13 protein-coding genes are annotated in these 14582 nt (G+C 60.1%); 2 read left to right on the forward strand and 11 right to left on the reverse strand.

Annotated features, from left to right (window positions below; genetic code table 11):
• Positions 1-45: 45 nt before the first annotated feature.
• From JOE34_RS21730 to leuC, 8 genes are all read right to left on the reverse strand, one after another.
• Positions 46-1356 carry an MFS transporter gene (locus tag JOE34_RS21730; protein WP_003316531.1) on the reverse strand — a complete coding sequence of 437 codons (1311 nt, stop codon included), beginning with the start codon at positions 1354-1356 and terminating at the stop codon, positions 46-48.
• Between the two features lie 326 nt (positions 1357-1682).
• Positions 1683-2831 carry a galactonate dehydratase gene (gene dgoD, locus JOE34_RS21735; RefSeq protein WP_003394509.1) on the reverse strand — a complete coding sequence of 383 codons (1149 nt, stop codon included), beginning with the start codon at positions 2829-2831 and terminating at the stop codon, positions 1683-1685.
• 66 nt (positions 2832-2897) lie between these two features.
• Positions 2898-3533, reverse strand: a complete 636-nt coding sequence (locus JOE34_RS21740) for a 2-dehydro-3-deoxy-6-phosphogalactonate aldolase (protein WP_003316530.1) — start codon at positions 3531-3533, stop codon at positions 2898-2900.
• A gap of 1 nt (position 3534) precedes the next feature.
• Positions 3535-4539: a 2-dehydro-3-deoxygalactonokinase gene (locus tag JOE34_RS21745; protein ID WP_016567766.1), complete on the reverse strand. Its 1005-nt coding sequence runs from the start codon at positions 4537-4539 to the stop codon at positions 3535-3537.
• A 180-nt stretch (positions 4540-4719) separates the two neighbouring features.
• Positions 4720-5832, reverse strand: coding sequence for an aspartate-semialdehyde dehydrogenase (asd, locus tag JOE34_RS21750; RefSeq protein ID WP_002552957.1), 1113 nt, complete (start codon positions 5830-5832; stop codon positions 4720-4722).
• Between the two features lie 70 nt (positions 5833-5902).
• Positions 5903-6985: a 3-isopropylmalate dehydrogenase gene (gene leuB / locus JOE34_RS21755; protein ID WP_003345644.1), complete on the reverse strand. Its 1083-nt coding sequence runs from the start codon at positions 6983-6985 to the stop codon at positions 5903-5905.
• A 147-nt stretch (positions 6986-7132) separates the two neighbouring features.
• Positions 7133-7774, reverse strand: coding sequence for a 3-isopropylmalate dehydratase small subunit (gene leuD, locus JOE34_RS21760; protein ID WP_003423567.1), 642 nt, complete (start codon positions 7772-7774; stop codon positions 7133-7135).
• Positions 7775-7784: 10 nt separating this feature from the next.
• Positions 7785-9209, reverse strand: coding sequence for a 3-isopropylmalate dehydratase large subunit (gene leuC, locus JOE34_RS21765; protein WP_003316525.1), 1425 nt, complete (start codon positions 9207-9209; stop codon positions 7785-7787).
• A gap of 145 nt (positions 9210-9354) precedes the next feature.
• On the opposite strand from leuC, the gene JOE34_RS21770 reads away from it, so the two are divergent.
• Both JOE34_RS21770 and JOE34_RS21775 read left to right on the forward strand, forming a co-directional pair.
• Complete coding sequence (locus JOE34_RS21770; protein ID WP_003316523.1) at positions 9355-10227, forward strand: LysR family transcriptional regulator; 873 nt, start codon at positions 9355-9357, stop codon at positions 10225-10227.
• A gap of 66 nt (positions 10228-10293) precedes the next feature.
• The gene (locus JOE34_RS21775) at positions 10294-12486 is read left to right on the forward strand and encodes a GGDEF domain-containing phosphodiesterase (protein ID WP_024663304.1); all 2193 of its coding nucleotides are present in this window, start codon (positions 10294-10296) and stop codon (positions 12484-12486) included.
• A gap of 64 nt (positions 12487-12550) precedes the next feature.
• On the opposite strand, the gene JOE34_RS21780 is transcribed toward JOE34_RS21775, so the two are convergent.
• The 3 genes from JOE34_RS21780 to JOE34_RS21790 form a co-directional block, all read right to left on the reverse strand.
• Positions 12551-12994 (reverse strand): Hsp20 family protein, encoded by a 444-nt coding sequence (locus tag JOE34_RS21780; RefSeq protein ID WP_003316521.1) that lies wholly within the window; start codon positions 12992-12994, stop codon positions 12551-12553.
• A 129-nt stretch (positions 12995-13123) separates the two neighbouring features.
• Positions 13124-14089, reverse strand: a complete 966-nt coding sequence (locus JOE34_RS21785; protein ID WP_024664020.1) for a tRNA-dihydrouridine synthase family protein — start codon at positions 14087-14089, stop codon at positions 13124-13126.
• Positions 14090-14118: 29 nt separating this feature from the next.
• Positions 14119-14580 (reverse strand): thioesterase family protein, encoded by a 462-nt coding sequence (locus JOE34_RS21790; protein WP_209996654.1) that lies wholly within the window; start codon positions 14578-14580, stop codon positions 14119-14121.
• Between the last annotated feature and the right edge of the window lie 2 nt (positions 14581-14582).

Genomic DNA, 14582 nt, shown 5'->3' on the forward strand with positions numbered 1-14582 from the left:
GAAAACCGGCGGCATTATCACCGCCAGTGTCCGGATGCGTCGATATCAGAGCTCGATACGCTCCACTTTCCCTACCAGCAGGATGTACGACAGCGCGCCCAGCAGTGCCAGGACCGAAATGTAGGTGATGGCAGGCGCGAACGAGTCTCCCGACGCCAGAAAGCCAATCACGATCGGGGTGGCGATGGCAGAAAGGTTGCCGATGAAGTTGAACGTGCCACCGGTCAGGCCCAGCAGGCGCGCCGGTGCCAGGGTCGAGACCAGCGACCAGGTGATCGACGCCAGACCGTTGCCGAAGAACGCCAGCGCCAGAAAGGTGATCACCAGCGGCGTAGAGTCGACGAAGTTGGCACCGATGATCGAGGTCGAGATCAGCAGCCCGGCAATGATCGGCAACTTGCGTGCAAAGCCTACGCTATGCCCGCGACGGATCAGCCAGTCGGAAAAGAAGCCCGAGCACAGCACACCGACGAATGCGGCGAGGAACGGCAACGACGCCAGCAGGCCAGACTTGATGAAGTCCATACCCCGGTATTTCACCAGGTAGGTCGGGAACCAGGTCAGGAAAAACCACAGCGTCGAGTTCAGGCAGAACTGCCCCAGGTAGATGCCCCACAGCTTGCGCCTGCTCAACACAATACCCAGGTCCAGCCAGCTGAACGCCTGCTTCTGTTTTTCGACATCCTTCTGGATGTCCACCAGCCCGCCACCCTCCTGAATCAGCTCGATTTCCTGCTGATTGACGCCTTTGAAATCACGTGGCTCGCGATACACCGTGTACCAGATCAACGCCCACAACACGCCGACTCCACCGGTGGCGACAAACACCATGTGCCAGCCGTAGTGCGCCTGCAACCAGGCCAGTACCGGGGTCAAAAACGCCAGACCGACGAACTGTCCGGAGGTGTAGACGCCGATAGCGGTAGCACGCTCGCGCTCGGGAAACCAGGTGGTAACCACGCGGCTGTTGATCGGATAAGCAGGTGCTTCCAGCGCACCGACCGCCATGCGCAGTACGAACAGGGCGATGAAGCTGGCGGCGAAGCCGAGCATGATGGTCGCAATGGACCACAGCAGCAGGGCTGCGGTATAGAGAATGCGCGGCGGCACGCGATCTACCAGCCAGCCCCCAGGCAGTTGCATGGCGGCGTAGGTCCAGCCGAACGCGGAAAAGATCAGCCCGACATGCACCGGATCAAGGCCCAGTTCGGAGGTCAGCGCTGGTGCGGCAATCGACAGGTTGCTGCGGTCCAGGTAGTTGATCACTACGGTGATGAACAGCAGCACCATGATAAAGAAACGTTTGCGGGACGGCGTCACCAGGGATGCCGCACCCTCCAGAGTTCGAGTGCGCATGGAATGTAGCCTCTTGTTGGATTTATTGAGGTCTGTGTTTCGATACAGCTGAGCTGAAGGCACGCCGATTCTCGTTCCCACGCAGAGCGCTCATCGTTATACGCAAGTGCGCTTTTGATTCTGGCCGAAGGCCGTAGGAGCGAACTTGTTCGCGAAGACAATTGTTCAAACGAAACATTTTCAGAGAACAGGTAAGCCTGTTCGCGAACACGTTCGCTCCTACGCCCTGCGGGCAGAAGCCTGAACGCCCATTTTCCAGGCGCTTCAGGACTTATGTATGGCGATGAGCGCAGAGCGCCGAAACGATGGCTAGCGGATTTGCTTTTCTACCACTCGGCAAAACTGCCATCCGCATGACGCCAGATCGGGTTGCGCCAGCGGTGGCCGATGGCGGCGCGTTCAATGACGTATTCTTCGTTGATTTCGATGCCCAGGCCGGGGCCGTTGGGGATCTTGACCATGCCTTTGTCGTAGTCAAAGACTTCCGGGTGCTTGACGTAATCGAGCAGGTCGTTGCTTTCGTTGTAGTGAATACCCAGGCTCTGCTCCTGGATGAAGGCGTTGTAGCAAACCGCGTCCAGTTGCAGGCAGGCCGCCAGCGCGATAGGCCCCAGCGGGCAATGCAGCGCCAGTGCGACGTCGTAGGCTTCAGCCATGTTGGCGATCTTGCGGGTTTCGGTAATGCCACCGGCGTGCGAGGCATCCGGCTGGATGATGTCGACGTAGCCTTCGCTCAACACACGCTTGAAGTCCCAGCGCGAGAACAGCCGCTCGCCCAGCGCAATCGGAGTGCTGGTCAGCGGCGCCAGTTCCTTCAGTGCTTCATAGTTCTCGCTGAGCACCGGCTCTTCGATGAACATCAGCTTGTACGGGTCCAGCTCCTTCATCAGCACCTTGGCCATCGGCTTGTGAACCCGGCCGTGGAAGTCCACACCGATGCCGACATTCGGCCCCACTGCATCACGCACGGCGGCCACGTTGGCCAGTGCCAGGTCGACCTTGTCGAAAGTGTCGAGAAACTGCAGCTCTTCGGTGCCATTCATCTTCACCGCCGTAAAACCGCGCTCGACCGCTTCCTTGGCGGCGCGCGCCGTATCGGCGGGTCGATCACCGCCAATCCACGAATAGACGCGAATCTTGTCACGCACCTGACCGCCGAGCAGATCACTGACCGACACCCCCAGCGCCTTGCCCTTGATGTCCCACAACGCCTGATCGATACCGGCCAGCGCACTCATGTGAATCGCGCCGCCGCGGTAGAAGCCGCCGCGGTACAGCACGGTCCAGATGTCTTCAATGTTGCGCGGATCCTTGCCGATCAGGTAATCGGAAAGCTCTTCCACAGCGGCAGCGACCGTGTGCGCGCGGCCTTCGACCACTGGCTCGCCCCAGCCGACAACGCCCTCGTCGGTCTCGACCTTGAGGAAGCACCAGCGCGGCGGAACGATGAACGTGGTGAGTTTGGTGATTTTCATGAGTGCGGTTTCTCTTGTTGATTCTCTTGTTGGATAGCGGCTACTGCACGACGGCGTCTGCGCCGGTCAGTCTGCAAGCGCTGCGCTGTGCAGCTTCCAGGCCGCCACATAGGCCTGGGCACGCTCGGTGACGTCTGCGACGCTCATGCCGGGTTTGAACAGCCCGGAGCCCAGGCCAAACCCCTTCACGCCCGCATCGAGAAATACCTTCATGTTGTCCGGCGAAATCCCCCCGACCGGCAGCAGAATCGTGCCCTTGGGCAAGACCGCCAGCCACGCCTTGACCACCGCAGGCGACATTTGCTCGGCAGGAAACAGCTTGAGCACATCGGCACCTTCGGCCAGTGCCGCAAAGGCTTCGGTCGGCGTCGCGACCCCTGGCGACAGGAACAGCCCGGCCGCCTTGGCCGCACGCAGCACCTTGGCGTCACTGTGCGGCATAACGATCACTTGCCCGCCGGCATCCTTGACCTGAGTCACCTGCTCAGCGGTGAGCACGGTGCCAGCACCGATCAGGCAATCGGCAGGCAATTGCTGACGCAACAAGCGGATGCTGTCGAACGGTTGCGGGGAGTTGAGCGGCACTTCGATGACCCGAAACCCCGCCTCGTACAGCGCATCGCCCACGGCAGGCGCTTCTTCGGGACGCAGGCCGCGCAGAATCGCGACCAGGCCATTTTCTTTCAATGCTTGCTTGAGCATGTCAAACCTCTCGAATGTGTTGGGACGAGCGGCGCGCGATCAGACCGGCCTGAACGGCGACCTGCCACAGGCCACGCTCGGTCGCCTGCTCGGCCAATGTCACCCCGGGAAAGCCACAAACCGCAAGCCCGCGTGCATAGCGCGTGCACAGCGAATCACTGCCGATGAGGATCACCGCAGGCAATTGTTCGTGGTTGTGCAGATGCAGCCTGGCGATGGCACCCAGTTCATGGCCAATCAACAGGCCGGAAAGATAGTCAGGTTGCGCACTAGCAGCCAATTGCCCGGTCAGGCCGAGCGTTCGCGTGCTGAAAATCGTCGACAGCGGCCCCGCGGAGCCCGCGTCGGACAGAGCAATCGACAGGCCGCGGTCAAACGCCTGCTCGTCGAACGCCTGCGAAGGCTGCATAGTGCGTCCGAGAATGGTATGTGCGCAGAGTGCGGCGTAGACCTCGCCGGTCATGAAGGTGTCGAAGTGAACGATGCGCCCGCGCTCTACCTGCACCCATTTGGAGTGACTGCCAGGCAGACCGATCAGCAGAGGCTGGCTGCCCTGCCCTTCTTCGAGCCCCGCCAGCACACCCAGCACCTGGGTTTCTTCGCCACGCATGACGTTAGGCAGGGTCGAGCGCTGCAGGACGCCGGGGATGATGTGCACGGTTACACCGCGCACGCTGCGCACGGTCTGCAACGCTGCGCTCAGTTCGTTGACGCTGGCCGGCGTTTCCCGGTAAGCCGCCTCGCGCCAGCCCTGCGCGCTGCCGACCATGCCGCAGGCAATCACCTGCAGGTCTGGCTGGGCATCGAGCCAGTCGCCGCACGCCTGGTCAAAGGCCAGTTCGAAACCGTCACTGCAGAACTGCCCCGCGATCAGCCGCGGCGTGGTTGGCAACTGCATGATGCCCGCGCTCAATGCGCGCTGTTCCAGTACCTGGCCATGTTCGCCAAGTCGATAAGCACGAAGTGAGGTTGTCCCCCAATCGAGCGCGATCAATTGCGCCTGCATTGCGTCACCTGTTGTTTTTTTGGAAGTGAGTGCAGGACGACTATAAACCCGTTGTTACACTTATCTCAATATGTAAATTTCAATCCCATATATAGGGACAAAGGGCGATCAATCAAAAGTATCAGCCATTAAAAAACCCGCTTCCCTTTCGGAAAGCGGGTTTGCTGTGAAACCGAAGCCTCAACGCTCCAGCAGGATTCTCAGCATGCGACGCAGCGGCTCCGCAGCGCCCCACAACAGCTGGTCACCCACGGTGAAAGCGCCCAGGTATTGCGAACCCATGTTCAGTTTGCGCAGACGCCCCACCGGAATGCTCATGGTGCCGGTCACCGCCGTCGGGCTCAGCTCATGCATGCTGGCTTCGCGATTGTTCGGCACCAGCTTGACCCACGGGTTGTGCTGGCTGATCAAGCCTTCGATGTCCGCAATCGGCACATCCTTGTTCAGCTTGATGGTCAGCGCCTGGCTATGGCAGCGCATCGCACCAATGCGAACGCAGATGCCGTCCACCGGGATCGGGCTCTTGAAGCGACCGAGGATCTTGTTGGTCTCGGCCTGGCCTTTCCACTCTTCGCGGCTCTGGCCGTTTGGCAGGGCCTTGTCGATCCACGGGATCAGGCTGCCCGCCAGCGGCACGCCGAAGTTCTCGGTGGGGAACGACTCGCTGCGCATGGCTTCAGCCACCTTGCGGTCGATGTCCAGAATGGCGCTGGCCGGGTTGGCCAGATCATCGGCCACCGAAGCATGCACCGCGCCCATTTGCCGGATCAGCTCACGCATGTTCTGCGCGCCGGCGCCGGAGGCCGCCTGATAGGTCATGACGTTCATCCACTCGACCAGACCGGCATCGAACAGGCCGCCCAGGCCCATCAGCATCAGGCTGACGGTGCAGTTGCCACCGATATAGTTCTTGGTACCCGCATCCAGTTGCTGGTCGATGACCTTGCGGTTCACCGGGTCAAGCACGATGACCGCGTCATCCTGCATGCGCAGGCTCGACGCCGCATCGATCCAGTAACCCTGCCAGCCCGCTTCGCGCAGCTTGGGGAACACCTCATTGGTGTAGTCGCCACCCTGGCAGGTCAGCACCACGTCCAGGGTTTTCAGCTCGTCGATGCTGTAGGCATCTTTCAGGGGCGCAACATCCTTGCCCACCGAAGGCGCCTGGCCACCGACATTGGAAGTAGTGAAGAACACCGGCTCAATGAGATCGAAGTCCTGCTCTTCCCGCATCCGCTGCATGAGCACGGAACCGACCATGCCACGCCAACCGATCAGACCTACACGTTTCATCGCAACTACACCTTGAATAAAAGTGGGACCGCCGCTCTGCGCGTACACAGCAGGCGGCGGGCCAGAGAGATTACAGATTCCGCAGCGCGGCGACTACAGCATCGCCCATTTCCTGCGTACCGACTTTGACTTTGCCTTCCGACCAGATGTCGCCGGTGCGGATACCCTGATCCAGAACCAGGCTGACAGCCTTTTCGATGGCGTCGGCCGCATCGGTCAGATTGAAGCTGTAACGCAGCATCATCGACACCGACAGAATGGTCGCCAACGGGTTGGCAATGCCTTTGCCGGCGATGTCCGGCGCAGAACCGTGACATGGCTCGTACATGCCCTTGTTGGCCGTGTCCAGCGAGGCCGACGGCAGCATGCCGATGGAGCCGGTGAGCATCGACGCCTGATCGGAGAGAATGTCGCCGAACAAGTTGTCGGTCACGATCACATCGAACTGCTTGGGTGCACGCACCAGTTGCATGGCAGCGTTGTCGACGTACATGTGGCTCAGTTCGACTTCAGGGTAATCCTTGGCAACCTGCTCGACGATTTCGCGCCACAGCTGGCTGGACGCCAGTACGTTGGCCTTGTCCACCGAGCAGAGCTTCTTGCCACGCACCATGGCCATGTCGAAACCGACTTTGGCAATGCGGCGGATCTCGCTTTCGCTGTACGGCAGTGTGTCGTAAGCCTGACGCTCGCCATTATCCAGCACCCGCGTGCCGCGTGGCGCGCCGAAATAGATGCCACCGGTCAACTCGCGAACGATCAGGATATCCAGGCCGGCGACAATTTCCGGTTTCAGGCTCGACGCGTCGGCCAGTTGCGGATAAAGGATCGCCGGACGCAGGTTGCCGAACAGGCCCAGTTGCGAGCGTATTTTCAGCAGACCGCGCTCAGGACGGATGTCGCGCTCGATGGTGTCCCATTTCGGGCCGCCGACTGCACCCAGCAGCACGGCATCGGCCGCACGGGCACGCTCCAGGGTTTCATCGGCCAGCGGCACGCCGTGCTTGTCGATGGCCGCGCCGCCGATCACGTCGTGGGTCAACTCAAACCCCAGTTGATACTTTTCGTTGGCCAGTTCCAGCACCTTGACCGCTTCGGTCATGATTTCCGGACCAATACCATCACCAGGGAGAATCAGAATCTGCTTGCTCATAACATCCTCGATTTTGTGCATCGGCGTCTTTGACAACGCCTGCTTGAAACGCTCGATACCACAGAAAATTTAGCGTGCCGCGAAAACACTTTTGCCAGCAAGGGGCAATTGCACCTTACTGGCAAACATGCATCCGCTGGAGATCGATCAGTCGCGGAACAGCCACGGCTGGCTGGCGCGGTGCTTGCTCTCGAAACCGGCGATGGCCTCGGCGTCCATCAGCGTCAGGCCGATATCGTCCAGACCGTTGAGCAGGCAATGCTTGCGGAACGCATCGATTTCAAAGCTCAGGACCTTGCCATCCGGGCGGGTCACGGTCTGCGCCTGCAGATCGATACTCAACTGATAACCGGGCGTGGCTTCCACCTGCTTGAACAGTTGATCGACGTCTTCCTCGGACAGGATGATCGGCAACAAGCCGTTCTTGAAGCTGTTGTTGAAGAAGATGTCCGCGTAGCTCGGCGCAATGATTGCGCAGAAACCGTACTCTTCCAGTGCCCACGGCGCGTGTTCGCGGCTCGAGCCGCAGCCGAAGTTTTCCCGGGCCAACAGAACACTGGCACCCTGATACCGCTCGTGGTTGAGGACGAAGTCAGTGTTCAATGGGCGCTTGGAGTTGTCCTGGTAAGGCTGCCCCACGTCCAGATAACGCCATTCATCGAACAGGTTCGGACCGAAACCGGTGCGCTTGATCGACTTGAGAAACTGCTTGGGAATGATCTGGTCAGTGTCGACGTTGGCACGATCCAGAGGAGCGACCAGGCCACGGTGCTGGGTAAAGGCTTTCATACGGGACTCCTCAGTGCTGGATCAGGTCGCGAACATCGATGAAACGGCCATTCACCGCAGCGGCAGCGGCCATCGCCGGGCTCACCAGATGCGTGCGGCCACCGGCCCCCTGACGACCTTCGAAGTTACGGTTGGAGGTCGACGCGCAGTGCTCGCCGGAACCCAGGCGGTCCGGGTTCATCGCCAGGCACATGGAGCAGCCCGGTTCACGCCACTCAAAGCCGGCTTCGATGAACACCTTGTCCAGCCCTTCCTTCTCGGCCTGCGCCTTGATCAGCCCCGAGCCTGGGACCACGATGGCCTGCTTGATGGTTGAAGCCACCTTGCGACCTTTGGCAACGTCCGCAGCGGCGCGCAAGTCTTCGATGCGCGAGTTGGTGCAGGAACCGATGAATACCCGGTCCAGCTGGATGTCGGTAATCGGCTGATTGGCTTTCAGGCCCATGTACTTGAGCGCACGCTCGATGGAGCCACGCTTGACCAGATCCGGCTCTTGCGCAGGGTCCGGCACGTTCTGATCAACCGCCAGGACCATTTCCGGCGAGGTGCCCCAGCTGACCTGCGGCTTGATCTGTGCGGCGTCCAGCTTGACCACGGTATCGAACACAGCGTCCGGGTCGGACACCAGGTCCTTCCAGGCTTCGACAGCGAGGTCCCACTCTGCGCCTTTGGGTGCGAACGGACGGCCTTTGACGTACTCGACGGTCTTCTCGTCGGTGGCCACCATACCAACCCGCGCGCCCGCTTCGATGGACATGTTGCAGATGGTCATGCGCCCTTCGATCGACAGGTCGCGGATCGCGCTGCCGGCGAACTCGATGGCGTAACCGTTACCGCCGGCAGTGCCGATCTTGCCGATCACTGCCAGTACGATGTCCTTGGCTGTCACGCCAAACGGCAATTGCCCTTCGACCGACACCAGCATGTTCTTCATTTTCTTGGCAACCAGGCACTGGGTAGCGAGCACGTGCTCGACCTCGGAAGTGCCGATGCCGTGGGCCAGCGCACCGAATGCGCCGTGGGTCGAGGTGTGCGAGTCGCCGCAGACCACGCTCATGCCTGGCAGGGTTGCGCCCTGCTCCGGGCCGATCACGTGGACGATGCCCTGGCGCGGGTCATTCATCTTGAATTCGGTGATGCCGTACTCGTCGCAGTTGTCGTCGAGGGTCTGCACCTGCAAGCGCGACACCTGATCCTCGATGGCACCGATGCCACCCTTGCGTTCTGCGGTGGTCGGCACGTTATGGTCAGGCGTGGCGATGATCGAGTCGATCCGCCAAGGCTTGCGCTTCGCCAGCCGCAGACCTTCGAACGCCTGCGGCGAGGTCACTTCGTGGATGATATGACGATCAATGTAGATCAGCGCCGAACCATCGTCGCGCTGTTTGACCAAATGCGAATCCCAGAGCTTGTCGTAGAGCGTTTTCCCGGCCATCGGACGTACTTCCTCATCAGCTTCTTTCTATGCCTTGGGCAATCGTGGCGATGACCCTTTGGCTTGTGCGGTCATCCTATGGAATATGCTTAAATAACTCAAATTCATAATTTTCATACTTTGGATAACCAACTGGAATCTGACCATGGACTTGGCCAACCTCAATGCCTTTATTGCCATTGCCGAGACCGGCAGCTTCTCCGGGGCAGGCGAACGCCTTTACCTGACCCAACCGGCCATCAGCAAGCGCATTGCCGGTCTGGAGCAGCAACTCAACGTGCGCCTGTTCGACCGCCTGGGCCGCGAAGTCAGTCTGACCGAGGCCGGACGCGCCCTGCTGCCGCGCGCCTACCAGATTCTCAACGTGCTGGATGACACCCGCCGTGCTTTGACCAACCTGACCGGGGAAGTCACCGGGCGGTTGACTCTGGCGACCAGCCATCACATAGGCCTGCACCGTTTGCCGCCGATATTGCGGGCCTTTACCCGTACTTACCCGAAGGTTGCACTGGACATTCAGTTCCTGGATTCGGAAATCGCTTATGAAGAAATTCTTCACGGGCGCGCCGAGTTGGCAGTCATTACACTGGCGCCCGAGCCGCATGCACTGATCCGCGCCGTGCCCGTCTGGGACGATCCGCTGGATTTCGTCGCTGCACCCGAGCACGCGCTGGCCAACAGCGGCCCGATGAAGCTGGAGGATATTGTGCGCTATCCGGCGGTATTTCCCGGCGGTAATACGTTTACCCATCACATTGTCAGCGGATTGTGCGAGGCCCAGGGCCTCAAGCCCAACATCGCCATGAGCACCAACTATATGGAGACCATCAAGATGATGGTTTCCATCGGCCTGGCCTGGAGTGTTCTGCCACGTACCATGCTCGACGAGCAGGTCGCGCGCATTCCGCTGCCGGGCGTACAGCTCAATCGCCAGCTAGGCTACATCCTGCACACCGAACGCACGCTGTCGAATGCGGCACGGGCATTCATGAAATTGCTCGATGCGCAGACACAGTGAGTAGATGCTGCTGCAGGCCGCAGGCAGATCGCTCTGGCGGTTCTATCGATTAAAGGCTCGGATAACATGCCCAACCTACCGGATAACGCCGTGCCGAAAGCTACCGCACAGTCGGCCTCCGCCAGGCTGCCGCTGACGGACGCAGAGCGGGCCCTGAAGGAAACCCGTGATCGCCTGGAGCTGGCACTGGACCTGGCGCAAATGGGCACCTGGGATCTGGATATCGTCCGCAACCGGCTGCAGGCTTCGGCACGCGCGGCGCTGTTGCACGGCATGCCGGCACGGCTCTTCGACGAGTCTGGCGGGCAGTTCTTCGGCAGCCTGCCTGCCGAAGAGCGCCGCCGAATGCGCGCGATCTATGCCGTGGCACTCGAAACCGGGCAGGACTGCCTGCAAGTCACCTACCGGTTCAAGTTGAAAAACGGAGCGTCACGCCTGCTTGAAGGCCGCGCGCGGATTTACCGGGATGAACAGGGCAAGCCCGTCAGGCTGTCCGGCACCCTCATGGACATTACCCAACAGTGCGCGCAGATCGCCCTGGAGGCCAGCGAGGAAAAATTTGCCAAGGCGTTTCATTCAAGCCCCGACTCGATCACCATCACTGAGATCGACTCGGGCCGCTATGTCGAGGTCAACGATGGTTTTACTCGCCTGACCGGTTTCAGCGCGCAGGAAGTGCTCGGCCGTACAGCGCACGAGGTCGGTATCTGGACCGACACCTTGCAGCGCGAACACATGCTTGAAGAATTGCGCCAGAAAGGCCGCGTGCATCATCGGGAAATGGACGGTCGAGACAAGCACGGCGCGCCCCTGGTACTGGATATATCGGTCGAATTCATCACCCTGAACAACACCGCCTGCCTGTTGATGAATGCCCGCGACATCGGCGCGCTTAAAAATGCCCAGGCGCAGATTCAGCACCTGGCTTATCACGACCCGCTGACCGGGCTGCCCAATCGCGCACTGCTGCTCGACCGCCTGAGCCAGCAAGTGTCGCTGCTTCAGCATCAGAACCTGCGCGGTGCCCTGCTGTTTCTCGATCTGGACCATTTCAAGCACATCAACGACTCGCTCGGCCATCCGGTGGGCGATAGCGTTCTGAGCATCATCGCCGCGCGCCTGGAAGCCAGCGTGCGCCAGGAAGACACCGTGGCCCGCTTGGGCGGCGACGAATTCGTGGTGTTGATCTGCGGCCTGGAAGGCTCACAGGACGAGGTCACCCAGCAAGTGCGGGAGCTGGCCGACAACCTGCGCAACCTGCTGGCCGAACCGATGTTTCTCGACGGCCATCGCCTGCAGGTCACACCGAGCATCGGCGTGGTGCTGATTCCGGATGATGGGCTGACCCCGGCCGATCTGCTCAAGCGCGCCGATATTGCCCTGTATCGGGCCAAGGATGGCGGGCGCAACGCTTCACAGTTTTTCCATGTGTCCATGCAACAGGCCGTCAGCCAGCGTCTGCGCCTGGAAAATGACTTGCGCCTGGCCCTCACCCGCAACGAATTTCACCTACACTTCCAGGCCCAGGTCGACTGCCGCAACGAATACATCACCGGGGCCGAGGCCCTGCTGCGCTGGCAACACCCCGAATACGGCTTGATGGCGCCTGATCAGTTCGTGCAGATACTTGAAGAAAGCGGAATGATTCTGGAGGTCGGCAGCCATATTCTGAACGAAGCCTGCAAAACCGGTGGCCTGCTGTTAAGGCAGGGGCTGATCCCGGAAAACAGATTCCTGATGGGCGTCAATATCAGCCCGCGACAGTTTCTCCAGCACGATTTCATCGAGCGCGTGGAACGCAGCCTGACCCTGCATCAGTTGCCTGCGTCCATGCTCAAGCTGGAAATCACCGAAGGTATCGTCATCCAGAACCTGGACGACACCATCCTCAAGATGCTCAGCTTAAAGGCGCTGGGCGTCAGCTTTGCGATGGATGATTTCGGCACTGGCTATTCGTCACTGACCTACCTCAAGCGCTTGCCGGTGGATACGCTGAAGATAGACCAGTCTTTCGTCCAGGACGCCACCAACGACCCCAACGACGCGGAAATCATCCGTGCCATCGTCGCCATGGCGCAGAGCCTCAACCTGAACGTGATCGCGGAAGGCGTGGAAACCTCAGAGCAGTTGGCATTTCTGGAAAAAGTCGGCTGCTACACCTATCAAGGCTATCTGTTCAGCGAACCACTGCCAGGCCCGCAGTTCGAGTCCTTGCTGGAGCTCAAGCGGCCTGCGCAGCAAACCGCACATCAGGACTAAAAAAGAAGGCGCCCCGCAGGCGCCTTCTCTGTTACATGCCGCTGACTCAACGTCACCTGACGGATCAGTTTTCCAGCGCTTTCTGGCTATTGAGCGGAATACGCTTTGGTTTCGCTTCTTCCGGCACATTGCGCACCAAGTCAATATTCAGCAGGCCGTGAGACAAATCGGCCCCTTTGACTTCGATATTGTCCGCCAGCCTGAATGACAGCTTGAATTCACGCCGGGCAATACCCTGATGCAGATACGTCACGTTTTCGGCTTCTTGCTCGCGCTTGTTGCCGATCACGGTCAGCACGCCTTTTTCAACCTGCAACTCGAGATCCTGCTCTTGCATGCCTGCTGCAGCAATCACGATTCGATAATGGTCATCGGTGTGCCGCTCGACGTTGTAGGGCGGATAACCGCTGGTTGTCTCATTTCGTGCCGCCGACTCGAAGAGGTCGTTGAAGCGGTCGAATCCCACTGAGTTGCGAAACAGTGGAGCCAGAGAAAATGCAGTAGCCATAACAATTCTCCTGTTTATCAGCGAGTGATTTACGCGACCCTTTTTCGGCATCGCTTGATCACCAAAATAGGGACAGCCCTTCGCTTTTCAAGAGACTTTTTTCAGAATTTTTTTGACCGTTCGTCGGGATCAGCTTCTGGGTAAGCAACCGGGCGCGCAGCCCAGCAATACGCTGATGCGATCGCAGTCGGTCTCGCGGCGCAACGTATTGAACATCAGGGTCGCCTCGGGATAGCTTTTGGTCAACAGCACCAGCCACTGCTTGAGCCGACCCGGCGCCTGAATCAGCGTCATCTTCGCCAGGCAGTCCTGCCAGAAGACCCGCAGCATCGGCTGTAGCTCGTCCCAGGTCATTGGCACGACCTCTTCGCCCTTCTGCGCTGCAGCGATCTGCCGGGCCAGATCAGGACGCGCCACCAGCCCGCGACCGATCATGATGTCCCGCGCGCCACAGATTTCGCGGCAACGCCGCCAATCCTCAACGGTCCAGATTTCCCCGTTGGCGACCACCGGAACCTTGACCACTTCCTGAATGCGCGCAATCCACTCCCAGTGCGCCGGCGGCTTGTAGCCGTCGACCTTGGTGCGGGCGTGAACGACGATTTGCTCTGCCCCGCCGTCAGCCAATGCCCGTGCGCAATCCAGCGCGCCATCGGTATTTTCGTAACCCAGACGCATCTTGGCTGTGACAGGAATATGTTTGGGCACGGCACGGCGTACCTGGCTGACGATCGAATGCAGCAATTCCGGCTCCTTGAGCAGGATTGCGCCGCCACGCGAGCGATTGACGGTCTTGGCCGGGCAGCCGAAGTTGAGATCCAGCACGGGGGCGCCCAATTCGCAGGCGAACGCGGCGTTCTCGGCCAGGCACACGGGGTCAGAGCCCAGCAATTGAAGGCGTAACGGTGTGCCTGCGTCAGTTTTCGCGCCCTGGTGAAATTCCGATGCGTATTTATAGAAGTAATGCGCCGGCATCAAACGCTCGGACACCCGGATGAATTCGGTCACGCACCAGTCGATGCCGCCGACTTTCGTCAGCACATTACGCAGGATGTCGTCGACCAACCCCTCCATGGGCGCCAGAGCAATTTGCATGGGTAACACTCGAAAAAAAGTCCGGCAGTTTACTGCCCGACGTGCGGATTGGGAACGGCGTTGTCAGAGATGGCTGCGCCGTAGCCCTCAATGAACTCGGCAGGCATACGCTTGGGCTTACCAGTGGACAGTTCGATGCAGACAAAGGTGGTTTGCGCGCGCAGCAAGGTCAGGTTGTCGGCAGGACGCTTGAGCTGAAAACAGCGGGTCATTTTCAGGCGGCGGTCCCAGTCGACGATCCAGGTCGCCAGTTGCAGCTCGTCGTTCTCGTAGGCGCTGGCGAGGTAGTCGATCTCATGCCTGACCACCGCCATCGCACGGTCGAGGCGTCGGTATTCGGTGAGGTCCAGCCCGAGGAACTGCGAATGACGCCAGGCACAGCGTTCCAGCCAGGACACATAGACGGCGTTATTGGCGTGCCCCAGCCCGTCGATGTCTTCGGCGGCGACATTCAGATCGATGACAAACGGCGTTGCCCGGTCCCAGACCATGC

The organism is Pseudomonas sp. PvP028 (genome assembly GCF_017832255.1).
In the GTDB taxonomy this organism is placed as follows: Bacteria; Pseudomonadota; Gammaproteobacteria; order Pseudomonadales; family Pseudomonadaceae; genus Aquipseudomonas; species Aquipseudomonas syringae.